The following is a 21755-nucleotide window of genomic DNA, read 5'->3' on the forward strand; positions in this document are numbered from 1 at the left end:
GGCCCGGCTCGGGCCGATCCAGGCGCGCCCTGTGGCCAGCCGGGGATCCTGGTGCCAGGCTGGGCGGTATGAACATCCCTTTCCTGGACAAGTGGCTGAACCGGCACGAAACGGAACAGGGTGCGGGGCTCGCCGCCGCTCTCGCGGACGACCCCGAAGGCATCGACGAGTTGTTCGCGGAGTGCGAGCTGCTGCGCGTCCAGGCGAGGGCGGCCGGCCTCGAACTCGACCAGAGTCCGGCTTCGTTGGAGCAGCTCGACCAGCTGATGCCCCGCTGGCGGCGGGACCCCGAGGCGGTGCCGTGGCTGGGCAACGATGCGGGCTTCTACCTCGGGACCGTGATCATCAAGACCGTCCCGGGCGCCGTCTGGCAGGTGTGGCCGAACGGCCAGCCGGTGATCCGGCTGGCCTCGGGCCGGGAGCTGAACGTGATCGAGTCGGGGGTCTCCTGGGCGATGACCGGGTCCCCCGAGCTCAGCCAGGCGTACGCGGAGGCCTCCGAAGGCTGATTCCCGTACGGGGAGATGAGCTTTATATCCCCTTTAGGCGTGTCGAGGTGAAGTGCCCTTCCGCGGCTGGATAGTTTGCGCTGACCTCGACACACCGACAAGTGGGCAGGGCAGCGCATGGCCGTCGATCCGTTGATCGAGCTGCGGGACGTGAACAAGCACTTCGGAGAGTTGCACGTACTCCAGGACATCAACCTCACCGTCGGCCGCGGGGAGGTGGTGGTGATCATCGGCCCCTCCGGATCCGGGAAATCGACCCTGTGCCGGACGATCAACCGGCTGGAGACCGTCGAATCGGGGACGATCAGGCTCGACGGGCAGCCGCTGCCCGCCGAGGGCAAGGAGCTGGCCCAGCTGCGCGCCGAGGTCGGCATGGTCTTCCAGTCCTTCAACCTCTTCGCCCACAAGACCGTCCTCGCGAACGTCTCCCTCGCCCAGACCAAGGTCCGGGGACGCAAGAAGGACGAGGCGGACAAGCGTTCCCGGGAACTCCTGGAGCGCGTGGGCCTCGCCGACCAGGCCGCCAAGTACCCCGCCCAGCTCTCCGGCGGCCAGCAGCAGCGCGTGGCCATCGCGCGGGCCCTCGCGATGAACCCGAAGGTGATGCTCTTCGACGAGCCCACCTCCGCGCTCGACCCGGAGATGATCAATGAGGTGCTGGAGGTCATGCAGCAGCTCGCCGGCGAGGGCATGACCATGGTGGTGGTCACCCACGAGATGGGCTTCGCCCGTTCCGCCGCCAACCGCGTCGTGTTCATGGCGGACGGCAGGATCGTGGAGGACCGGAGCCCGGAGGAGTTCTTCACCGCCCCCGAGAGCGACCGGGCCAGGGACTTCCTCTCCAAGATCCTCAAGCACTGAGGGGCCGTCCGATGACCTCCTCCCGCATTCCCTCCCGCGCTCTCGTCCGCGTCCTCGTCCGGGCCCTCGTCCTCCTCCTCCTGGCCGCAGCCGTCGGCTGCGGCCGGCCGGGCAGCCCCCCGGTGAAGGGGCCGCAGCCCGAGGACCTGCCCGTCTACCAGGTCGACACCGGCCTCCGGCTGCCCGACTCGCCCACCTGGGAGAAGGCCAGGCGCCGCGGCCACCTGGTGGTCGGAGTCAAGGAGGACCAGCCCTACCTGGGGGAGAAGGACCCCGCCGGCGGCCGCTACTCCGGCTTCGACATCGAGATCGCCAAGATGATGTCGGCCTCGCTCGGCTTCGACCCCGAGAAGACCGAGTTCAAGACCATCGCCTCCGCCAACCGCGAGACGGCCCTGCAGAACGGCCAGATCGACTACTACGTCGGCACCTACACCATCAACGACAACCGCAAGAAGCAGGTCGGCTTCGCCGGCCCCTACTACATGGCCGGCCAGTCCCTGCTGGTCCGCAAGGACGAGGAGGACATCAAGGGCCCCGAGGACCTCGCGGGCAAGAAGGTCTGCTCGGCCGCGGGCTCCACCCCGTACCAGCGGCTCCAGAAGGAGTACCCGAAGGCCGTCCTCGTCGCCTACGACACCTACTCGGTCTGCGTGGACAACCTGCTCACCTACCAGGTCGACGCCGTCTCCACCGACGACTCGATCCTCCTGGGCTACGCGGCCAAGGTCCCCGAGGAGCTCAAGGTGGTCGGCAAGCCGTTCTCCCGGGAGCCCTACGGCATCGGGGTGCCGCGCGGCGACAACGCCCTGCGCTTCGCCCTCGACGACGCCCTGGAGGCGCAGGAGAAGAACGGCAACTGGAAGAAGGCCTACGAGGCCACGCTCGGCCTGTCCGGCGAGCCCGCCCCGACGCCGCCCGCCATCGACCGCTACCCGGCGAGCTGAGGGAGAGGGCACCGCCATGGACGTACTCACCGAGAACTTCTCGCTCTACGGGAAGGGCTTCGTCGGCACCGTCGAACTGACCGTCTACGCCTCCCTGCTCGCGCTGGTCCTGGGCTTCGTGATGGCCTCGTTCCGGGTCGCCCCCGTCGGCTCCTTCCGGGTCTTCGGCACCGTGTGGGTGACCGTGCTGCGCAACACCCCGCTGACCCTGCTCTTCTTCGCCGTCCTCCTGGGCCTGCCCCGCTTCGGCCTGGTCCTGCCCTTCCAGCTCTTCGCGGTCCTGGCGCTGGGCTGCTACACCTCGGCCTTCATCTGCGAGGCGCTGCGCTCGGGCATCAACACCGTGCCCAAAGGGCAGGGGGAGGCCGCCCGCAGCCTCGGCATGACCTTCGGCCAGACCCTGGGCGCGGTGGTCCTGCCGCAGGCCTTCCGTTCCGTCATCCCGCCCATCGGCTCCACCCTGATCGCGCTCGCCAAGAACTCCGCGATCGCCGGCGCGTTCAGCGTCACCGAGCTGCTGGGGACCTACAAGACCCTCAACGAGCTGGGCTACAGCATCATCTGGACCTTCATCTGGATCGCCGTCGGCTACCTGATCATCACCCTGTCCGTCAGCGCGCTCTTCAACGTGCTGGAAAAGCGCTACGGAGTCGCCCGATGACCGCGCACGCGCTCCACGGGGACACGCAGTCCACCGCCCTCTACGACATCCCCGGCCCCAGGGCCCGGCGCCGGCACTTCCTCTACGGGATCGCGTCCACGGTTCTGATCCTGGCCCTGCTCGGCTGGCTCCTCCACCTGCTCTTCGACACGGACCAGTTCACCGCCGGCAAGTGGAGTCCCTTCACCTACGCGGGCATCCAGGAGCTGCTGCTCAAGGGGCTGGGAAACACCCTCAAGGCCTTCGCGTACGCCTCGGTGCTCTCCCTCCTGCTCGGCGCGCTGCTCGCTGCCGGCCGGCTCTCGGTCCACCGGCCGGTGCGCTGGCTGGCCACGCTCCTCGTGGAGTTCTTCCGGGCCATGCCCGTGCTGGTCATGATCTTCTTCATCTTCGTCGCGCTGAAGGTCCAGCCGCTGCCCGCACTGGTGGCGGGGCTGACCCTGTACAACGGCTCCGTGCTCGCCGAGGTCTTCCGCACCGGCGTCGACGCGGTGGACCGGGGGCAGCGCGAGGCCGCGTACGCGCTCGGCATGCGCAAGACCCAGGTGATGACCTACGTCCTCGCCCCGCAGGGGGTCCGGGCGATGCTGCCCACCATCATCAGCCAGCTGGTGGTGGCGCTGAAGGACACCTCGCTCGGCTACCTGATCACCTACGAGGAGTTCCTGCACGCGGGCAAGCTGATCGCCTCGAACCTCGACTACGACCTGCCGTTCATCCCCGTCGTCATGATCATTTCCCCCGTCTACATCGGCATGTGCATGTTGCTCTCCTGGTTCGCCACGTGGGTGGCCAGGCGGGAGCGCGGCAACGTCAAGACCAGCGCGGTCGAGGTCGCCCCCGCCGAGCCGGGGACGGTGCTGCCGGGGAGGTGAGCCCGCGGGAACGGCCCCGCCCGGCGGCAGCCGTGGATCACTGCTCGCGCAGCGGTACCGAGACGTACGAGGGATCGGTGCGCGGCGAGGAGAAGGTCAGCTGCGCGCCGGTCGGGTTGTGCTCGATGTAGAGCGGGTCGACGGTGTCGACGACGAGTGCGAGCCGGTGGCCCGCGGGCACGTCGTAGGCGGTGGAGAAGAGTTCCAGGTCCACGCCGAAGGCCTGGCCGGGGGTCCGGCCGTGGAAGGTGTACGGGGCGTTGCTGACCAGTTTGCCGATGCCGAGCGGGCCGACGTCGTAGAGGTACGCGACGAAGGTGCCGTCGGACCTGGTGGGCGTGACCGTGGTGTGCAGGGCGACCGTGCCGCGGATGCGGCGCGCCTCGTCGTAGCGCCCGGACTGCCAGACGGCGGCGAAGGCGCGGGGGAGGAGCGGGACCGAGGCGGTCGGGGGCGCCTTGGCGAACTGGTCGAGGACGCTGGAGAGGAAGAGGATGCCGCCGTTGGCTCCGGAGTCGACGTTGGCGAAGACGTGCTCGCTGTCGGAGAGCGCGAGTCTCTCGGACCCGCCGGAGCCGACCGACTTCCAGTCGGCGTAGCCCTCGTACCCTCCGGTGCTGCGGGACTTCAGCTGGACCGGGGCCTCGGTGTCGATGCCGTTGCGCTCGCCCTTGAGGTAGCGGTCGAACCAGCGGTGGGCGTTGGTCCAGGTGTCGTTGGGGAGGCCGAGCAGGCCGGAGGCCTCGGCGGTGGCGTGGTCGCCGGGCCGGAACTCCAGGCGCTTGGGGCCGGTCAGCTCCTCGAAGAACTTCGCGTACTGGTTGGGCGGGAAGACGGTGTCGCCCCAGGCGTTGCCCAGCATGACCGCGGCGCCGTTGGCGTTGATCTTGTCCACCTGCTCGGAGGCCGAGCGCTTCCTGCCCCACTCGATCATGGCCTGCTCCTTCTCCAGCCGGGAGCCGAGGAAATCGCCGAGGATCGTCTCGAGTTCGGGGCCGGGGCGGCCGGTGAGGTAGCCGGCGGCGCCGAGCATCCCGGCGGCCTGGAGGTGCTGGGTGCGGCCGGAGTAGATGGACTCGATGATGTCGGCCCAGCCGCTGAGCGCCACCACGGCCTTGACGCGCGGGTCGTGCGCGGAGGCCAGGAGGCTGATGCCGGCGCCGTACGAGACCCCGCCCAGGCCGATGCGGTCCGCGTCGGCGGGGGTGTGCGCGAGGGCCCAGTCGATGACGCCGGAGACGTCGGCGATGTCCGGCGGGCCGGCCACCTCGATCTCGCCGCCGGAGAGCCAGAAGCCCCGCGAGGTGTAACTGACCACGACATAGCCGGAGTCCGCGAGCTTCCTGGCCTGGGCGATGTATTCGATCTGGGGCATGCCCCAGCTGGTGGGCAGCACGATCAGGGGGTACTTCCGGCCGTCCGCGGCGTCGGCCGGGGTGAAGACGTTGCCCTTGAGGGTGATGCCGCCGGAACCCGGGATGTCGTGGAAACGGAGTTCCGGGGAGGCGGCCGGGCTCGCGGCGGGTGCCGCGGCGGGCGCGGGCGCCGCCGCCTGGGCCTGGTGGGGGGCCAGGCCCAGGGCGGCCGCGGCGAGCAGGGCCGCCACGGCCGCGGCGGTGGTGGTGCGTTCCATCGGTCGCTCCTCGTGTACGCCGGGGTGCCAAAGTGAGCCGACGGTAACGGGGAGGGCTTACCGGAGGTAACCCGCCAGTAAGTTACGTACTGGTAACAGTTGAACAAGAGTCAAGTCGACGGGCGGTGCCGCGGCGGGCGGTCAGCCGTTGCGGGCGCCGCCGGCCAGCGCGCTCTTGGCCTTCCACTCGTCCCACGACAGGTTCCACTCGCCGTAGCCGTTGCCGAGGTCCGCGTTGCCCTTGGAGCCGGATCCGACCACCTCGAAGGGGTCGCCGACCTGGGACTGCGCGAAGAAGTCCTTGGCGTCGGCGTCGCTCATCCCCACGCAGCCGGAACTGCTGTTGGTGCGACCGAAGTTCGCGCTGTTCCACGGTGCGGCGTGCGCGTACATGCCGGACCAGGTGAGCCGCATCGAGTAGTCGACCATCTTGTCGTAGGCGTCGTCGAGGCCCACCGTCTGGGAGTCCATCCGGATGGTCCCCTCCTTCGACATGATCACCATCTTCCCGGACCAGGAGGCCTTCTTGCCGCCGGGAGTGCCCGCCGAGACCGGGATCGTCTTGAGCGCCTGGCCGTTCTCGGTCACCGACATCTTCTTGGCGTCGAGGCTGACCTCGATCCGGCGGTCCTTGCCGATCTTGAACTCGGTGTTGTAGTCCTTGGCGAAGAGGCCGCCGCCCTTGCCGGAGTCCACGCCGTTCAGGTTCATCTCGACCTTCACGTCGGTACCGGACTTCCAGTACTCCTTGGGCCGCCAGTCGACGCGGTCGTTGCCCGAGTAGTCCTTGATCCAGCCCCAGGAACCCTCGGTGTTGTCCGAGGTGGTGACCTTGAGCTGCTTCTCCACCTCGGCCTTGTTCGCCACCGGGTTGTCGAAGACGATCGAGACGGGCATGGCCACGCCCACCGTGTTGCCCTTGGGGATGTTGATCGAGACCTTGTTCACCTTGTCGGCGGCGCCGGTCCTGAACTGCGTTGTGGCGCTCTGGCTCTCGGTGTTCTGGGCCTCGACCTTGTACTCCGAGCCCGGTGCGGCGTTGCGCTCCGAGGTCCAGGTCTTCCCGTCGTCGGCTATCTTCCCCGGCAGTTCCGCGCCCTTGGCGTCGGTCACCTTCACCTGGGCCAGCTTGCCCTCGGCGACGGTCACCGTGACCGGCTCGCCCGCCTTGACCTGATCGCCCGTGAGATTCACCGAGACGGCCATGTCCGGCTTCGGCTTCGAGCCGGGCTTGCCGTCCTCGGCGCCGCTCCCGCTCCCGCCCGAGCATGCGGTCAGCGCGGCGGCCAGAAGTGCGGTACCCGCCATGGCGGTGCGGCGTATGCGGCTCAACGAAGAACCCCTTCGAGTAGCGGTGGTAATAACCCGTTTCGCACACGTAGATGCGAACGGCACGACTCCAGGTTGCGCAATCCGCGGAAAAGATCGTCCTTTCAGTTGTGACCTGGACCGCAGCAGAACGGTCGTCATCCGGTCACCATCGCCGCGCCCTCCGGTCACGGACGGCCGTGAGAGCCCTGTGCATCCTGCCGCCCGCGCCGTCGAACAAGGCCGATCAGCCATGTGCGCACTGCTCGTGACCCCCGCCCGGAACCACCAGGAGCAGGAGCTGACGGTGCGTTCCCCGGCCGTCCCGGAATACCGGGATTTCCTCGACCGGCACGGCAGGGCGGGCTTTCTCCAGTACCCCTCCTGGGTCGGAGTAAAGGACCTCTGGCGCTCGGAAAGGGTCGGATGGCACTACCCCGGCGGTGAGGTGGAAGGTGTCGGACTCGTGCTCTACCGGCAATTCCCCGGCACCCGGAAATACTTCGCCTACCTGCCCGAAGGTCCCGTGGCCGACTGGTCCGACCCCCGCCGCCACCGCCAAATCCGCCACCGGGCCCGGCCGGCAGATGTCCGACGTGCTCGCCACGGAGGTCGACGCGGGGTCGGCGCGGCCCTCGCCGACCGGCTGCGCACCCGGGGCTGGACGCGCTGCGGCGGCGGGAGCGACGGCGACGCCCAGCCCCGCCACGTCGTGCGCGTACCGCTCGCGGGCCGCTCCCGCGAGGACCTGTGGGCCGGACTGATCCAGGAGTGGCGGCGCCACGTGCCCAGGGCCGCGAAGGCCGGCGTGCAGACGCTCATCGGATCCGCCGCCGACCTCCCCGGGTTCTACCGGCTGCTGCGCAGCACCGAGGAGCGCGACGGCTTCCGGCCCCGCCGCTCCCTCGCGTACTACGAGCAGCAGTACGCGGTCCGCAACGCCGAGGAGCCCGGCCGGATGAGGCGCCCACGCCCTCGGCGCGGACGAGTACGACATGCGGGGGGTACCCTCCACCCTTGACCCCGACGAACACTCCTTCGGACTGCTGCGCTGGAAACTCGGCACCGGAGGCCAGGTCGTCGAGACGCTCGGCGAGTGGGAGACCCCGATGGACGGATACGCCAACACGGCGCTCTACAAGGCCTTCCAGGCGTACCTGGCCCGCCGGTGAAGCACGGCACCACGAGGGCGGCGGCCGCCACGGAAGCCGCCGCCACGGCGACGGCCTCCGCTACGGCATCCGGAGCCGGACCCGCGACCGTCCCCGCACCTGCACCCGCCCCGGCCCCCGCCGCGGCGAAGACCTCGGTGCTGCGCAGCGGTGCGCTCATGGCGGCCGGTTCCGTGGTCTCCCGCGCCACCGGCTTCGTCCGCTCCGCCGTCGTCGTGGCCGCGCTGGGCACCGGCCTCCTCGGGGACGGCTACGCCGTCGCCAACACCGTCCCGAACATCCTGTACATGCTCCTCATCGGCGGTGCGCTCAACGCCGTCTTCGTCCCCGAGCTGGTCCGCGCCGCCAAGGAGCACGCCGACGGCGGCTCCGCCTACACCGACCGGCTGCTGACCGCCTGCACCGCGGCGCTCCTGACGCTCACCGCCGCGGCGGTCCTCGCCGCCCCGCTGATCGTCTCCGCCTACACCGACTACGAGGGCGCCCAGGCGAGCACCACCGTGGCCCTGGCCCGGTACTGCCTGCCGCAGATCCTCTTCTACGGCCTGTTCACCCTGCTCGGGCAAGTGCTCAACGCCCGCGGCCGGTTCGGCGCGATGATGTGGACCCCGGTCCTCAACAACTTCGTGATCATCGGTGTCTTCGGGCTCTTCCTCCACGTCTCCCACGACGGCCCGGCGGGAGCGGCCGGCCTGAGCGCCGCCGACACCCGCCTCCTCGGTCTCGGCACCACCGCGGGCATCGTGGTCCAGGCGCTCGCGCTGATCCCCTCGCTGCGCGCCGCCCGCTTCCGCTGGCGCCCCCGCTTCGACTGGCGCGGCAGCGGCCTCGGCCGCCCCCTGCGCAACGCGGGCTGGCTGGTCCTGCTCGTCTTCACCAACCAGATCGCCTACTGGGTCGTCACCCGGCTCTCGACGGCCACCGGAGCGCACGCCGTCGAGGCCGGCCTCGCGGGCGGCGCCGGCTACACCGCCTACAGCAACGCCTACCAGCTGTGGATCGTCCCCCAGGGCATCGTCACCGTCTCCCTCGTCACCGCCCTGATGCCCAGGATGAGCTCGGCCGCCTCCGACGGCGACCTCGCCACCGTGCGTCGGGAGATCTCGTACGCGCTGCGCTCCAGCGCCGCGCTGGTCGTGCCCGCGGCCGCCGCCTTCGCCGTCCTGGCCCCCTGGGTGATCGGCAGCGTCTTCGAGTACGGCCGCACCGGCCCCGCCGACACCGAGGTCATGGCGGGCATGCTCGTCGCCTTCGCTCCCGGGCTGATCGCCTTCTCCGCGCAGTACGTGCTCTCGCGCGGCTTCTACGCCCTCTCCGACACCCGTACCCCCTTCTGCCTCAACCTGGTCATCGCCGGTCTGAACGCCGCCCTGTCGGCCGCCGCGTACTTCCTGCTGTCCCCGCGCTGGGCGGTCACCGGCATGGCCGCGGCCTCTTCCGTCGCCTTCACCGCGGGCGCCGCCGTCACCGCGTACGCCCTCGCCCGCAGGCTCGGCCCCCGCGCGGGCACCCGCGCCGAACGGCGGACGACCGCCCTGCGCTCGCACCTGCGGCTGGTGGCCGCCTGCGTGCCGGCGGCCGCCGCCGGGTACGCGGCCGCCCGCGCCGCCGACCCGCTCGGGAACGTCGCCGCGGCCGTGACGGGAACCGTGGCGATCGCGCTGGCCGTCGTCCTCCTTGCGAGGCCGCTGCGCCTGACCGAGACCACCGACCTGCTCGACTCCCTGCGGCGCAAGACCGGCCGTTAGCGGGAGGAAAGCCATGAACCACCCTGGGACACCGACCCGATGCCACGCATACTGCTGATCGAGGACGACCCTTCCATCCGGGAGGGGGTCGCCCTCGGCCTGCGCGGGCGCGGCCACGACGTGAGCGCCGCGGAGACCGGCGAGGCGGGCCTCGCCCTGATGGGGAGCGTCCGCCCCGATCTCGTCCTGCTCGACCTCATGCTGCCCGGGATCAACGGAGTGCAGGTCTGCCACCGCATCCGCGAGACCAGCGAGGTCCCGGTCATCATGCTCACCGCGCGCGGCGACGACTTCGACATCGTCATCGGCCTCGAAGCCGGCGCCGACGACTACATCGTCAAACCCGCCCGCACCGAGGTCATAGAGGCCCGCGTCAGAGCCGTACTGCGCCGCCTCCAGGACCCGGCCGCCAACCGGCCCGGGGTCGAGGTCCACGGCGAGCTGGCCATCGACCGCGCCGGACTGACCGTCGCGAAGAACGGCGGGCGCGTCCCCCTGGCCCCCAGCGAGATCAAACTCCTCCTGCACCTGTCCGCCTCCCCGGAGCAGGTCTTCTCCCGCCAGCAGCTCCTGGAGTACGTGTGGGAGCACAGCTACCACGCGGACGCCCGGCTGGTGGACGCGTGCGTGCGCCGGCTGCGCCACAAGGTGGAGGACCCCGCGGGCAGTCCCCGCTACATCCAGACGGTGCGGGGCTTCGGCTACCGCTTCGGCCCGCTCTAGGGCGGGCGGACATGCGACGGATCGCCCCGCTCGGGCTGCGCACCCGGCTGATCGCGGCCTTCCTGCTGGTCGCCGCGATCAGCGCGGTGTCCACGGCCGCCCTCACCTACCAGCAGGCGCGCAACGCCATCCTCAAGCAGACCCAGGACACCGCCGTCAGCACCCTGCGGGACCAGGTCGAGCAGCTGGACATGCGCCTTCCGCTGGACCAGCCGGAGCTCCAGCGCGTGGTCAGCGAGCTCGGCAAGCGCGGCAAACCCCACCCGTGGATCGTCTTCGGCGAGTACGGCAGCGTGCGCGTCTCCACCAACCCGGGCACGCCCACCTCCACCGTGATCACCGAAAGCCTGCGCGAGAGGGTCCGCGGCCACGAGTACACCGCCTTCCAGCGCGTCGAGGACCAGCGCGGCAACCCGTGGCTCACGGTCGGCGTCCCCGCCCTCTTCGAGCACAACGGCTACTCCGGGGCCACCGGAGCCGTCTTCTACGCCAGCATCCCGCTCTCCAGCGAGAAGCAGACCGTCGAGGCCATGGTCGAAGCCGCCCAGCAGGGAGCGGTGCCGGGACTGGCCATCGCCGTCGTCCCCGCGCTGCTGGCCGCCCGCAGCGTGCTGCGGCCGGTCCGCGACATGCGCCGGGCCGCCCAGCGGCTGGGCCGCGGCCGCCTCGACACCCGCATCCAGGTCCGGGGCGCCGACGAACTCGCCGGACTCGCCCGCACCTTCAACGAGACCGCCCGCGCCCTGGAGCAGTCGGTGAGCGAGCTCCGGGACGCGGAGACCCGGGCCCGCCGCTTCGCCTCCGACGTCTCCCACGAACTGCGCACCCCCCTCGCCGGGATGCTCGCCGTGACCGAGGTCCTGGACGAGGACGCCGCGCACCTCGACGCCGACACCGCCAAGGCCCTGCGCCTGGTGAGCGCCGAGACCGGCAAACTCGCCGTCCTCGTCGAGGACCTGATGGAGATCTCCCGCTTCGACGCCCGGGCCGCCGAGCTGAACCTCGACGAGGTGGACATCGGCGAAGCCGTGCGCAAGACCCTCGAACGACGCCAGTGGGACGACGAGCGCGTCGTCACCGAACTCCCGGACGGGGTACGCGCCCGGCTCGACCCGCGCCGCTTCGACGTGGTCCTCGCCAACCTCGTCGGCAACGCCCTGCGGCACGGCGGCGCCCCCGTCCGCGTCACCGTGCGGACCGTACCGGGCGAGGACGGCGAACGGCTGCTCATCGAGGTCGCCGACAGCGGGCCCGGCATCGCCCCGGAGGTGCTGCCGCACATCTTCGACCGCTTCTTCAAGGCCGACGCGGCCCGTACCCGCTCCGCCGGCAGCGGTCTCGGGCTCGCCATCACCCTGGAGAACGTCCGCCTGCACGGCGGCACCCTCCAAGCGGCCAACGGGCCCGTCGGCGGAGCCCTCTTCACCCTCGACATGCCGCTGGAGGCCCGCGTATGACGGGGCGCAGGACCGGCTCCCGGACCGTGGCCGCCACGGCGGTCCTGACGGGCTGCGCCCTGCTGCTCGCCGGATGCGGGATCAAACGCACCGGGGTGATCGAGAGCGGCCACGCCGCCACCGTCAAGAAGCCCGGCGGCCAGGTCGCCGTCCTCTACTACGTCTCCCAGGAGGGCGACCGGCTCGTCCCCGTCCCGTTCGTGATCGAAGGCGGCTACACCATCGCGCCCAAGGCGCTCGTGCGGCTGCTGCTGGACGGCCCCACCGGTCCGGCCCAGCAGGCCGGCCTCACCACGGCGCTGCCCCGGCTGACCGGCATCCAGGCGGAGCAGGTGTCGGTCGGCGCGTACGTGCCGGGCAGGGGACTGACGGTCCGCATGCCGCTCGCCGTGGGCGGTCTGTCGGAACAGGCCCGCCGCCAGCTGGTGTGCACCCTCGGCGTCTCCGCCGTGCCGGACGTCCTCAGCCCGGTCGCCCTGCAGGGCACCGACGCCGCCCTCCCGCCCGCCGAGTGCGACGCGCGGCGCTGACGGATGCGGCCGGCCCGGCCCGCCGGCCGCACCCTTGCGCGCGGGGCCGCGCACCCCGCACCGTGGCCCCATGGATCACGCCGCGGACGTCCCGGACGTCTTCGACCCCCGCATCTACGCGGACGGCATCCCCCACGGGCGCTACCGCGCGCTGCGCGACCGGCACCCGGTCGCCTGGCAGGCCGAGCCGCGGATCGGGGGCTGGCCCGCCGGACCCGGCTTCTGGGCGGTGACCCGGCACGCCGACGTCGTCCGGGTCCTGCGCGACCACCGGACGTACTCCTCCTGGCTGGGGGCCACCCAGATCCGCGACCCCGACCCGGCCGACCTGCCGTTCCTGCGCCGCACCATGCTCAACCAGGACCCCGGCAAGGCCTCCGGGGACCACGGCCGGCTGCGCCGCCTGGTCGCCCGCGCCTTCACCCCCGCCCGGGTCGACGCCTTCGCCGGCCGGGTCCGGGAGCGGGCCCGGGCCCTGCTCGGTGCGGCCCGGGACGAAGCCGAGGGCGGCTCCGCCGACCTCGTGCGGACCGTCACCGACGAGTACGCCCTGCTGAACCTGACCGATCTGCTGGGCGTCCCCGCCGCCGACCGGGGCCTGCTGCTGGCGTGGACCGTACGGATCATCGGCTACCAGGACCCCGAGGATGCGCCGGCGCCCCGGCTCGGCCCGGACGGAACCCCCCTGAACCCGCGGTCCCCGGCCCTGCTCGGCGAGATGTTCGCGTACGCCCGCGAACTGGCCGCCCACAAGCGAGCACACCCCGGCGACGACGTGATGACCGCCCTGGCCCTGGCCGGACTGGACCCGGCCGAGCTGGAGATGTTCTTCTTCCTGCTCACCGTCGCCGGCAACGACACCGTGCGCAGCGCCGCACCCGGCGGCCTGCTCGCCCTGTCCCGCGACCCCCGCGCCTACCGGCAGCTCGCCGGCGGCCGGGTCCCGGTGGACCGGGCCGTCGAGGAACTCCTGCGCGTCCACCCGCCGGTGCTGAGCTTCCGCCGCACGGCTGCCGTCGACACCGAGCTGGCCGGGCAGCGGATCAGGGCCGGGGACAAGGTGGTGGTCTTCCACGCCTCCGCCAACCACGACGAGCGCGTCTTCACCGACCCCGGCCGGCTCGACCTCGGCCGCAGGCCCAACCCGCACGTCTCCTTCGGGGACGGCCCGCACGTCTGCCTCGGCGCCCACTTCGCCCGGCTCCAGCTGCGCACCCTCTACGAGGAGTGGTGCGCGACCATGCCCGCACCCGAACAGGCGGGCCCGCCGCGGCGGCTGGTCTCGAACTTCATCAACGGGATCACGCGGCTGCCGCTGCGGGTGTCCGGGCCGCCTCGGTGACGTCCGCCACCAGCTCGGTCACGTCGGGGCCGTAGGCATCCGAGTTGACCACCTTCAGCAGGATGCAGAAGGAGCCCACGCCGTACTTGCGGGTCAGCTGCCGGTGGTGGCGGGCCAGGTAACGGGCCGCGGCCTGGTTGCTGTTGGCGGTCTGCCCCGACAGCAGGAACACCGGCCGCGCACCGTGACCGTTCGTCAGGCGGGCCAGCAGCACGTACTCGGTCATGCCCTTCTCCCACAGGTACGTCTCACCGCCGACGGCGATCGAGCCCCGCTCCGGGCCGCGCGCGGAGGAGACGTCCACCCGCACGCCCGGCAGCATGGACATCAGGTGCGCCGCCGTACGGACGTTGGAGACGGGGCCGCCCACGCAGAATTCGGCACGTTCCCCGAAGCCCTGCCGGGACTCGTCGTGGGTGACGATCTGCACGTTCGCCCCGCAGTCCTTGATCAGGGCGGATATCTCCAGCAGGGCGAAGGCGTCGTTGCGGTGCAGCGAGGACTCTGTGCCGCCCATCTGCCGGTTGACCACGAACAGGCAGTCGGACCCGGTCGGCAGCCCGAGGAAGGCCTGCTTGCGGCGGAGCGCGCGCCGCCAGAGATAGGTACGGGCGAACCAGCCGAACCCGCCACTGAGGGCGGTGGCCACCACCCCCAGCACGATGTTGCGCACGTCGTCGTTCATGCGCCGGATGCTAGGGCATCCGCCCGCCCGGGGGAGAGCCCCCGGGCGGGGCCGGGGCCGTGCGTGCGGACCACCCGGAGGGGGCAGCCGCGGGCCGGTCCCCTGACGGGGCGGCAGGCCGCCCGCTAGGCTCTGCGGACGCTGCCGACCGGAGGTCCGTGAATGCACCGTCCCGCCGCACGTACGTTGCCGCTGCTCGCCCTCGCCGGGGCGCTCGTCTCCACCGGCGCCGCCTCACCACCCTCCTCCCCGGACACCCCGGTCAAGGTCCCCGTGGCCGCGGGCTACGGCGGGGCCGTTGCCAGTGTCGACGCCGACGCCTCCGCCGCCGGGATCGCCGTGCTGCGCTCCGGCGGCAACGCCGTGGACGCGGCCGTCGCCACCGCCGCCGCGCTCGGGGTGACCGAGCCGTACTCGGCGGGCATCGGGGGCGGCGGCTACTTCGTCCACTACGACGCCGCCTCCCGCCAGGTGCGGACCATCGACGGCCGGGAGACCGCCCCCGCGACCGCCACCGCCGCCCTCTTCCAGGAGAACGGCCTGCCCATCCCCTTCGCCGAAGGCCAGACCAGCGGCCTCGGCGTCGGCGTCCCGGGCACCCCGGCCACCTGGAAGAGCGCCCTCGACTCCTGGGGCACCAAGCCCCTGCGCCACCTGTTGAAGCCCGCCGAGGAACTGGCCCGCAAGGGCTTCACCGTCGACGCCACCTTCCGCGCCCAGACCGCGGCCAACGAGGAGCGGTTCCGGGACTTCCCGGCCACCTCGAAGCTGTTCCTGCCGGGCGGCGCCCTGCCGGTGGTCGGCTCGACCTTCAAGAACCCCGACCTGGCCGCGACGTACGCGGAACTCGGCCGCAAGGGGACCGGCGCCCTCTACCGGGGCCCGATCGCCGAGGACATCGTCCGGACCGTCCGCAAGCCCCCGGTCGACCCCGCCGCCACCCGCACCGTCCGCGCGGGCGACCTGACCACCGGTGACCTGCGCGGCTACGCGACCAAGCGGCAGGCCCCGACCCGGACGAGCTACCGGGGCCTGGACGTCTACAGCATGGCCCCGTCCTCCTCGGGCGGCACCACCGTCGGCGAGGCGCTGAACATCCTGGAGCGGACCGACCTCTCTGCCCTCTCCGAGACCCAGTACCTGCACCGCTTCATCGAGGCCTCGCGGATCTCCTTCGCGGACCGGGGCCGCTGGGTCGGCGACCCGGCCGCCGAGGACGTGCCCACCCGGGAACTGCTGTCCCAGAGGTTCGCCGACTCGCGGGCCTGCCTGATCACCCCGGACCGGGCGCTGACCAGCCCGCTGGCCCCCGGCGACCCGCGCCGGCCCGTGCCGTGCGGTACGACCGGGCAGGCCGCCCCGACCACGTACGAGGGCGAGAACACCACCCACCTGACCGTCGCCGACCGGTGGGGCAACGTGGTCTCCTACACCCTGACCATCGAGTCCACGGGCGGCAGCGCGATCACCGTGCCCGGCCGGGGCTTCCTGCTCAACAACGAGCTGACCGACTTCTCCTTCGCGCCGGCCGCCCCCGGAGTGCCCGACCCGAACCTGCCCGGCCCGGGCAAGCGGCCGCGCTCGTCCATGGCCCCGACCATCGTGCTGGAGGACGGGAAGCCGGTCCTGGCGGTGGGCTCCCCCGGCGGGGCCACCATCATCACCACCGTCCTGCAGACCCTGACCGGACACCTGGACCGGGACCTCCGGCTGGTCGACGCGATCGCCGCGCCGCGTGCCAGCCAGCGCAACCAGACCACCACCGAGCTGGAGCCGGGCCTGTGGAACAGTCCGGTGCGCGCCGAACTGGAGGCCATCGGGCACGGCTTCCGGCAGAACCCCGAGATCGGCGCCGCCACCGGAGTCCAGCGGCTGCCGGACGGGCGCTGGCTGGCGGCGGCCGAGACGAGCCGGCGCGGCGGCGGCTCGGCGATGGTCGTCCACCCCCAAGGGAGGCCGTAACCGGCCGCGCGCTACAGGGCGGTGAGGATCCTCGGGCCTTCGGCGGTGATCGCGACCGTGTGCTCCGCGTGCGCGGCGCGGCTGCCGTCGACGGTCCGCAGGGTCCAGCCGTCCGCGTCGCAGGTGTAGTCGTCGGTGCCGCCCGCGATCACCATCGGCTCGATCGCCAGGACCATGCCGGGGCGCAGCTTCATGCCGCGCCCCGGCGGGCCCTCGTTGGGCACGCCGGGGTCCTCGTGCATGCTGCGGCCGATGCCGTGGCCGCCGAAGCCGTCGGGGATGCCGTACCCGGCGGTGCGGCAGACCGTGCCGACGGCGTGCGCGATGTCCCCGATCCGGTTGCCGGGCACCGCGGCAGCGATGCCCGCGGCGAGGGCCGCCTCGGCGGTCCCGATCAGCCGCAGGTCGGCGGGGCGCGCCCGGCCCACGGTGAAACTGACGGCGGCGTCGCCGACCCAGCCGCCGAGCCGTGCCCCGCAGTCGATGCTGACGAGGTCGCCGTCGCGCAGCCGGTACCCGCCGGGGATGCCGTGCACGATCGCGTCGTTGACCGAGGCGCAGACCACGGCGGGGAAGGGTACCGGCGCGAACTGCGGGCGGTAGCCGAGGAAGGGCGAGCCGGCGCCCGCCTCGCGGAGCACTTCGCGGGCCGTCCGGTCCAGTTCCAGGAGGGAGACGCCGACCCGCGCCCGCTCCCGTACCGCGGCCAGGGCGTGGGCGACGACCCGCCCCGCGGCACGCATCTCGTCGATCGACTGTGCTGTCTTGAGTTCCACCATGCCAATAACTATACCGGTATAACTGTAACGGGATAGTTATTGGGCGACAGGGTAGGATGGGGGCATGGTTCGTAGCCCCCTCACCCCCGAAGAGCGCGAGCGCGGCGAGCGCCTGGGCGCCCTGCTGCGCGAGGCGCGCGGCGGCCGCAGCATGGTGGAGGTGGCCGCCAGCGCCGGGCTGTCCGCCGAGACCCTCCGCAAGATCGAGACGGGCCGCGCGCCCACCCCCGCCTTCTTCACGGTCGCCGCCCTCGCCGAAGCGCTCGGCCTGTCCCTGGACGACGTACTGCGGCGCTGCGCCCTCGCTCCCGTCTGACCGCAGGGTGCGCCGGCCCGCCGGCCCGCGGCGGGGGCTGCCGTACCGCTGCGGCGCGGGCCGTGAGCGCGGCAGCCCGGCCTGCGGTCCCTGCCGCGTGACGGCGCACCGCGCGCATCGCCTCGCCCCCTCGTCGGCCTGTGTCACCGGGGGTACGGCGAACAGGTGATCACGCCCCCCCAACGGCTCCTCCCGCCCCGCAGGCCGGCCGCACCGGCGGCTCCGGCAGGCCGTGTCAGGCGCCGTCCCGGGCCGGCTCGAACCCCTTGGCGAGGAGCCGGACCGCCAGGACCAGCTCCCAGGCGAAGACCGGGACCGCCGCGGCCGATCCCGCCACGGAGACCTGCTCGTACGCCCCGAACATCACGGCCACCGCCGAGGCGCATATCAGGGGTCCGCCGACCAGTCCCAGGACGGCGACGAACCGGGGCACGAGCCGCGCGCGGTACACCGCGTAGGCCAGCAGTGTCGTGTTCAGGCCCAGGGCGACGTTCGGCCCGAGCAGGAAAGCCCAGTCGTGCAGGGCCACGAGCGCCCGGTCGGCGCCCGCGTATCCGGAGGCGTCCGCGACGGTCCCGGCACCCGCCGCCTCTTGACGCAGGGTCACGAGCGCCAGGACGCCGAGGGTGCCCACGGCGATGACCGCGGCTTCGAGGAGGCGGAAGCAGGCGTAGCCCAGCGCCAGCTGCTCGTGCCGCCTGCGCAGGACCGGGAACAGTGCGACCCCGGTGCCGATGACGGCGGCCACGAGGACCAGTTCGCACAGGACCCCCAGGAGCGCCGAGGTGCCGGCGCCGGGGTCCAGGGTGCCGGGGACTCCGTCCAGCACCGGCTGGTAGAGGGCCAGTCCTCCGATCGCGGCGGCCTCGGTCACCAGGAACAGCACGCCCGCGGTCGTCGCGGTCCTTCTGTCTGCACGCATCGTCGGTCCTCTCGGGATCCCAGAAAGGTGTACGCCGTACACCACGCGGCCACCGTAGGCGTACGCCGTACACTCGTCAAGCGGGTTCCGGCCGGGACCCGACCGGAGGGGAGTCGGGATGACACGGCAGCGGGAGGCGGGCCGCCGGGCGCCGTTGAACAGGGAGCGGGTGCTGTCGGCGGCCGTGGCGCTCGCCGACGACGGCGGCATCGAGTCGCTCAGCATGCGCAGACTCGCCCAGGAGCTCGGGGTCGTGCCGATGGCCCTCTACAAGCACGTGGCCAACAAGGAGCAGCTCCTGGACGGCATGGTCGACGCGGTCGTCGCCGAGATCGACCCGCCCGGGGACGGCGCCGACTGGAAGGACGTGGTCCGCCGGCGCGTCCTCTCGGCGCGCCGGGTCCTCCTGCGGCACCGCTGGGCCTCGCAGGTCATCGAGTCGCGGACCGGGCCGACCCCGGCGGTGCTCGCGTACCTGGACTCGATGATCGGCACGTTCCGGGACGGCGGCTTCTCCGTCGACCTCACCCATCACGTGATGCACGCCCTGGGCAGCCGGCTGCTCGGCTTCAGTCAGGAGCTGTTCGACGACTCGGGCAGCGCCGGCCCGGCAGACGCGGCGGCGATCGCCGCGATGGCGGGGAGGTACCCGCGGATCGCGGAGCTGGCCTCGGCCGCCGCCCACGACGGGGAGTCGGTCGTCGGCCGCAGCTGCGACGACCAGTTCGAGTTCGAGTTCGCCCTGGACCTCCTGCTGGACGGGCTGGAGAGACTGCACCGGCAGGGCTGGACCTCCGCCGGATCGCCTAGGGTCGGGGGATGACGATGGAGGAGCTCGGCCGGGCGCGGTACGTCAGTCTCACCACCTTCCGCAAGGACGGCACGCCCGTCGCCACGCCGGTCTGGGCGGTGGCCGACGGCGGCGAGCTGTACGTGTGGACGCGCAGCGATTCGTGGAAGGTCAAGCGGATCCGCCACGACAGCCGGGTCACCGTGGCCGCGTGTGACGTGCGCGGGCGCGTGGAGGAGGGGGCGGCCGTACGGGAGGGCCGTGCGCGGCTGCTGGACGAGGAGGGGCTGCGGCGGGTGCGGCGGCTGATGTCGCGCAAGTACACCTGGCAGTTCTGGATGGTGGACGTCCCCGCCACGTTGTGGCGCCGGGGTGAGCGGCCGCACACCGGGATCGCCGTCAAGCTTTGAGATTCCCGTAGCCCGCACGTAACACGGGTGGGATCGAATGCGGTCATGGAGACCGCGACTTCGCCGGCGATCAGTCAATTCTCGGACTACCTACGGGGGTTGACCCAGAGACTCGACCCCGGAGCGGGCTGGTACGGGGAGTTCCTGCGCCGGGACCCGGAGGGCGTTCGGGCCTGTCTCCAGGGGGCCGCGATGGCTCCGTGGGACGTCGTGGAGTCACTGCTGCGGGACCTCGCGGCGCTGCGGGGCGAGGAGTCGGCCGGGCGGGAGACCGGGTACGCGGCCGGGCTGCGGGCCGCCGCGGTCAGCGCCTGGGACCGGCTGCCCGGCGGCACCGAGGAACTGCGGACCCTGCTCGCGGCGGCGGCCGGCCAGCGGGCCGCGGCGGACACGGCCCTGCGCAGCACGTCAGCCCGCCTGGTCTCCACCACCGACCCGGCGGAGGCGGAGACCCTGGCCCGGGAGGTCTCCTGGACCCGGGACGACGCAGCCCGCGCCGCGGCCCGCCTCGAGGACCTGACGGCCCGCCTGGCGGCCGTCTCCCCCACGGCCGGACCCCGGACGCGAGAACCCCTCGGGGCGGGGGAGCACCCAGCGCCGCCGGAGCAGGTCCCGTTGCCGGAGCCACGGTCGCAGCAGTGGCCGGACCCGGGGCAACGCCCGCAGCCGGCGCCGGCCCAGGCCTCCTGGGCGGGGCCGGGCTCCCCGCGGGAGCCGGGGCAGGCGGCGGCCTCGTGGGCGGGGCCGGAGGTGTCGGGGGAGCAGGGCTCGGTGTCGCAGCGGGGGCCGAACCCGGGGGCGGGGCCTGGGCAGGGGGCGTCGGCGGAGCCTGGGCGGGAGACCTCGGGGCAAGACCCCTGGGCGGGGCAGGGCTTGCCGCGGGGGCGGAAGCCGGGGGCGGGACCTGGGCACGGGGCGTCGGGGCCGGACACCTGGTGGGAGCAGGGGCAGGAGCCTCTGGCGGGGCAGACCCCGCCGGCCGGAGCCCCGCGGCAGCGGGAGGAGGCTGCGCCGGCGGAGGCGCCCGTCGGGCGGGCCGAGGGGCGGTGGCTGCGCGGCGGCCGGCGCTCCGGCGGTGCCCGGTACGCCGGAGCCGGGACCGGAGCGGGAGCCGGAGCGGGAGCCGGTGCCGGAGCGGGGGCCGGCCCGGGGGGCGCCGGGGCCGGGACCGTAGCGGGGGCCGGGGCCGCAACCGGGGGCGGGGGCCAGGGGTTCGTCCCGCCGCCGGGATATCCGGCCGACCTCCCCGGGGCCGGACCGGGGGCTGCTCCGGAGCCCGTCCTCCCCGCGCCCCGCGGAGCCCGCTTCGGCCACCCGGCCGCGCCGGACCCCGGCCCCCGCGCCGCCCCCGCCGCGGACCGGGCCCCGCAGCCGGCCGGAGGCTCCGGGGCCGCGCCCGCCGCGGACCGGGCCCCGCAGCCGGACGGCGGTCCCGAGGGCACGCCGTCCGCAGGCAGGGCGCCCGGCCGGGCCGGGGTCCTCGTCGCGGAACTGATCGCGCTGCGCGCGCAGGCGCGGACCGGCGAGGCCCACGTGCTGCTCTGCGAGGCGGCGGCCTGGCCCGCCGAGCGGCTGCCCGGCCTCGCCGACGAGCTGGCCCGTGCCGGACTCGCGGCCGACTGGGCCACCCTCCTGTGGGAGGCGGCCTCGCTCCCGCCCGAGCGGCTGGCCGCGGCCGCGGCCGCGCTCGGCGAGGCGGGCCGCGAGGCCGATGCGGACGCGCTGCTGCGCCAGGGCGTGGCCCGGCCCGCCGCCGAGATCGCCGAGGCGGCACTCGTCCTGGCCGGAGCCGGCCGGACCCGGGAGGCCGAGTCCCTGCTCGGCGCCTTCGTCCGGGTCCGTACCGCGGAGGAGGCGGCCCGCCTCGCCCGCCGCGACCCGCAGTGGCTCGCGCCCCGCCTGCTCCACGCGGCCCGCGCCCTGCCCGGCACCCGCCACCGCGACCTGGTCCACGCCCTGCGCGTGGCCGGAATCGCTACGGCCTAAACCGCCCGCCTCCTGACCGCAATCGACCGCGGGGCGACGTATCGTGATCGACTACTCCAACCGCGCAACGCGGTCTTGCCCCACGCTGTGCCGAGGCCTACGTTCTACTCCCTACGCACTCCGTCTACGTGCGTAGAAC

At 73.0% G+C, this 21755-nt stretch carries 20 protein-coding genes and 1 pseudogene; 16 read left to right on the plus strand and 5 right to left on the minus strand.

Annotated elements, in window-relative coordinates:
* Positions 1–68 precede the first annotated feature (68 nt).
* The 5 genes from ACFWUZ_RS00375 (at position 69) to ACFWUZ_RS00395 (ending at position 3853) form a co-directional block, all read left to right on the plus strand.
* Positions 69–509: a DUF6278 family protein gene (locus tag ACFWUZ_RS00375; RefSeq protein WP_384364624.1), complete on the plus strand. Its 441-nt coding sequence runs from the start codon at positions 69–71 to the stop codon at positions 507–509.
* A 117-nt stretch (positions 510–626) separates the two neighbouring features.
* Complete coding sequence (locus ACFWUZ_RS00380) at positions 627–1370, plus strand: amino acid ABC transporter ATP-binding protein (protein ID WP_384364627.1); 744 nt, start codon at positions 627–629, stop codon at positions 1368–1370.
* 11 nt (positions 1371–1381) lie between these two features.
* Positions 1382–2317, plus strand: a complete 936-nt coding sequence (locus ACFWUZ_RS00385; protein ID WP_384364630.1) for a glutamate ABC transporter substrate-binding protein — start codon at positions 1382–1384, stop codon at positions 2315–2317.
* A gap of 16 nt (positions 2318–2333) precedes the next feature.
* Positions 2334–2978 (plus strand): amino acid ABC transporter permease, encoded by a 645-nt coding sequence (locus tag ACFWUZ_RS00390; RefSeq protein ID WP_384364633.1) that lies wholly within the window; start codon positions 2334–2336, stop codon positions 2976–2978.
* A complete protein-coding gene (locus tag ACFWUZ_RS00395; RefSeq protein WP_384364636.1) occupies positions 2975–3853 on the plus strand; it encodes an amino acid ABC transporter permease in 879 nt (292 codons plus the stop codon). The genes ACFWUZ_RS00390 and ACFWUZ_RS00395 overlap by 4 nt, the downstream gene beginning before the upstream one ends.
* A 37-nt stretch (positions 3854–3890) precedes the next feature.
* On the opposite strand, the gene ACFWUZ_RS00400 is transcribed toward ACFWUZ_RS00395, so the two are convergent.
* Together ACFWUZ_RS00400 and ACFWUZ_RS00405 are read right to left on the minus strand one after the other, a co-directional pair.
* Entirely contained in the window at positions 3891–5486 is a 1596-nt protein-coding gene (locus tag ACFWUZ_RS00400; protein ID WP_384364639.1) for a CocE/NonD family hydrolase, read from the minus strand.
* 141 nt (positions 5487–5627) lie between these two features.
* Positions 5628–6794, minus strand: coding sequence for an Ig-like domain-containing protein (locus tag ACFWUZ_RS00405; RefSeq protein ID WP_384366222.1), 1167 nt, complete (start codon positions 6792–6794; stop codon positions 5628–5630).
* 253 nt (positions 6795–7047) lie between these two features.
* Here ACFWUZ_RS00405 and ACFWUZ_RS00410 point away from each other — a divergent pair.
* The 6 genes and pseudogenes from ACFWUZ_RS00410 to ACFWUZ_RS00435 all read left to right on the plus strand — a co-directional run bounded on the left by ACFWUZ_RS00410 (position 7048) and on the right by ACFWUZ_RS00435 (position 13766).
* A pseudogene (locus tag ACFWUZ_RS00410) lies at positions 7048–7966 on the plus strand (lipid II:glycine glycyltransferase FemX).
* 137 nt (positions 7967–8103) lie between these two features.
* On the plus strand, positions 8104–9714 hold the full coding sequence (gene murJ / locus ACFWUZ_RS00415) for a murein biosynthesis integral membrane protein MurJ (RefSeq protein WP_384366225.1): 1611 nt from the start codon (positions 8104–8106) through the stop codon (positions 9712–9714).
* 39 nt (positions 9715–9753) lie between these two features.
* The gene (locus ACFWUZ_RS00420) at positions 9754–10437 is read left to right on the plus strand and encodes a response regulator (RefSeq protein WP_384364642.1); all 684 of its coding nucleotides are present in this window, start codon (positions 9754–9756) and stop codon (positions 10435–10437) included.
* Between the two features lie 11 nt (positions 10438–10448).
* Positions 10449–11894, plus strand: coding sequence for an ATP-binding protein (locus ACFWUZ_RS00425; RefSeq protein WP_384364645.1), 1446 nt, complete (start codon positions 10449–10451; stop codon positions 11892–11894).
* A complete protein-coding gene (locus ACFWUZ_RS00430) occupies positions 11891–12424 on the plus strand; it encodes a hypothetical protein (RefSeq protein WP_384364648.1) in 534 nt (177 codons plus the stop codon). The genes ACFWUZ_RS00425 and ACFWUZ_RS00430 overlap by 4 nt, the downstream gene beginning before the upstream one ends.
* 70 nt (positions 12425–12494) lie before the next feature.
* A complete protein-coding gene (locus tag ACFWUZ_RS00435; RefSeq protein ID WP_384364651.1) occupies positions 12495–13766 on the plus strand; it encodes a cytochrome P450 in 1272 nt (423 codons plus the stop codon).
* Here the strand turns inward: ACFWUZ_RS00435 and ACFWUZ_RS00440 are convergent.
* Positions 13726–14451 (minus strand): hypothetical protein, encoded by a 726-nt coding sequence (locus ACFWUZ_RS00440; RefSeq protein WP_384364654.1) that lies wholly within the window; start codon positions 14449–14451, stop codon positions 13726–13728. The genes ACFWUZ_RS00435 and ACFWUZ_RS00440 overlap by 41 nt on opposite strands.
* Positions 14452–14613: 162 nt before the next feature.
* Here ACFWUZ_RS00440 and ggt point away from each other — a divergent pair, with 162 nt between their 5' ends.
* Positions 14614–16413 carry a gamma-glutamyltransferase gene (gene ggt / locus ACFWUZ_RS00445; RefSeq protein WP_384364657.1) on the plus strand — a complete coding sequence of 600 codons (1800 nt, stop codon included), beginning with the start codon at positions 14614–14616 and terminating at the stop codon, positions 16411–16413.
* Between the two features lie 11 nt (positions 16414–16424).
* Here the strand turns inward: ggt and map are convergent, their stop codons facing one another.
* Positions 16425–17192 carry a type I methionyl aminopeptidase gene (gene map, locus ACFWUZ_RS00450; RefSeq protein WP_384364660.1) on the minus strand — a complete coding sequence of 256 codons (768 nt, stop codon included), beginning with the start codon at positions 17190–17192 and terminating at the stop codon, positions 16425–16427.
* A 64-nt stretch (positions 17193–17256) separates the two neighbouring features.
* On the opposite strand from map, the gene ACFWUZ_RS00455 reads away from it, so the two are divergent.
* On the plus strand, positions 17257–17508 hold the full coding sequence (locus ACFWUZ_RS00455) for a helix-turn-helix domain-containing protein (protein WP_384364663.1): 252 nt from the start codon (positions 17257–17259) through the stop codon (positions 17506–17508).
* Between the two features lie 235 nt (positions 17509–17743).
* Here ACFWUZ_RS00455 and ACFWUZ_RS00460 read toward each other — a convergent pair whose 3' ends face one another.
* Positions 17744–18430, minus strand: coding sequence for a DUF4386 domain-containing protein (locus ACFWUZ_RS00460; protein WP_384364666.1), 687 nt, complete (start codon positions 18428–18430; stop codon positions 17744–17746).
* 118 nt (positions 18431–18548) lie between these two features.
* Here ACFWUZ_RS00460 and ACFWUZ_RS00465 point away from each other — a divergent pair, with 118 nt between their 5' ends.
* The 3 genes from ACFWUZ_RS00465 (at position 18549) to ACFWUZ_RS00475 (ending at position 21616) form a co-directional block, all read left to right on the plus strand.
* Positions 18549–19253 carry a TetR/AcrR family transcriptional regulator C-terminal domain-containing protein gene (locus ACFWUZ_RS00465; protein WP_384364669.1) on the plus strand — a complete coding sequence of 235 codons (705 nt, stop codon included), beginning with the start codon at positions 18549–18551 and terminating at the stop codon, positions 19251–19253.
* Positions 19250–19630 carry a PPOX class F420-dependent oxidoreductase gene (locus tag ACFWUZ_RS00470; RefSeq protein ID WP_384364672.1) on the plus strand — a complete coding sequence of 127 codons (381 nt, stop codon included), beginning with the start codon at positions 19250–19252 and terminating at the stop codon, positions 19628–19630. The genes ACFWUZ_RS00465 and ACFWUZ_RS00470 overlap by 4 nt, the downstream gene beginning before the upstream one ends.
* A 99-nt stretch (positions 19631–19729) precedes the next feature.
* Positions 19730–21616 (plus strand): hypothetical protein, encoded by a 1887-nt coding sequence (locus ACFWUZ_RS00475; protein WP_384364674.1) that lies wholly within the window; start codon positions 19730–19732, stop codon positions 21614–21616.
* Positions 21617–21755: the final 139 nt, after the last annotated feature.

This window comes from Streptomyces sp. NPDC058646, assembly GCF_042716875.1.
Taxonomy (GTDB): Bacteria; Actinomycetota; Actinomycetes; order Streptomycetales; family Streptomycetaceae; genus Streptomyces.

Coding starts and splice junctions, on each gene's coding strand:
- ACFWUZ_RS00375 (WP_384364624.1), top strand. CDS start 69: ATGAACATCCCTTTCCTGGACAAGTGGCTGAACCGGCACGAAACGGAA.
- ACFWUZ_RS00380 (WP_384364627.1), top strand. CDS start 627: ATGGCCGTCGATCCGTTGATCGAGCTGCGGGACGTGAACAAGCACTTC.
- ACFWUZ_RS00385 (WP_384364630.1), top strand. CDS start 1,382: ATGACCTCCTCCCGCATTCCCTCCCGCGCTCTCGTCCGCGTCCTCGTC.
- ACFWUZ_RS00390 (WP_384364633.1), top strand. CDS start 2,334: ATGGACGTACTCACCGAGAACTTCTCGCTCTACGGGAAGGGCTTCGTC.
- ACFWUZ_RS00395 (WP_384364636.1), top strand. CDS start 2,975: ATGACCGCGCACGCGCTCCACGGGGACACGCAGTCCACCGCCCTCTAC.
- ACFWUZ_RS00400 (WP_384364639.1), bottom strand. CDS start 5,486: ATGGAACGCACCACCACCGCCGCGGCCGTGGCGGCCCTGCTCGCCGCG.
- ACFWUZ_RS00405 (WP_384366222.1), bottom strand. CDS start 6,794: ATGGCGGGTACCGCACTTCTGGCCGCCGCGCTGACCGCATGCTCGGGC.
- ACFWUZ_RS00420 (WP_384364642.1), top strand. CDS start 9,754: ATGCCACGCATACTGCTGATCGAGGACGACCCTTCCATCCGGGAGGGG.
- ACFWUZ_RS00425 (WP_384364645.1), top strand. CDS start 10,449: ATGCGACGGATCGCCCCGCTCGGGCTGCGCACCCGGCTGATCGCGGCC.
- ACFWUZ_RS00430 (WP_384364648.1), top strand. CDS start 11,891: ATGACGGGGCGCAGGACCGGCTCCCGGACCGTGGCCGCCACGGCGGTC.
- ACFWUZ_RS00435 (WP_384364651.1), top strand. CDS start 12,495: ATGGATCACGCCGCGGACGTCCCGGACGTCTTCGACCCCCGCATCTAC.
- ACFWUZ_RS00440 (WP_384364654.1), bottom strand. CDS start 14,451: ATGAACGACGACGTGCGCAACATCGTGCTGGGGGTGGTGGCCACCGCC.
- ggt (WP_384364657.1), top strand. CDS start 14,614: ATGCACCGTCCCGCCGCACGTACGTTGCCGCTGCTCGCCCTCGCCGGG.
- map (WP_384364660.1), bottom strand. CDS start 17,192: ATGGTGGAACTCAAGACAGCACAGTCGATCGACGAGATGCGTGCCGCG.
- ACFWUZ_RS00455 (WP_384364663.1), top strand. CDS start 17,257: ATGGTTCGTAGCCCCCTCACCCCCGAAGAGCGCGAGCGCGGCGAGCGC.
- ACFWUZ_RS00460 (WP_384364666.1), bottom strand. CDS start 18,430: ATGCGTGCAGACAGAAGGACCGCGACGACCGCGGGCGTGCTGTTCCTG.
- ACFWUZ_RS00465 (WP_384364669.1), top strand. CDS start 18,549: ATGACACGGCAGCGGGAGGCGGGCCGCCGGGCGCCGTTGAACAGGGAG.
- ACFWUZ_RS00470 (WP_384364672.1), top strand. CDS start 19,250: ATGACGATGGAGGAGCTCGGCCGGGCGCGGTACGTCAGTCTCACCACC.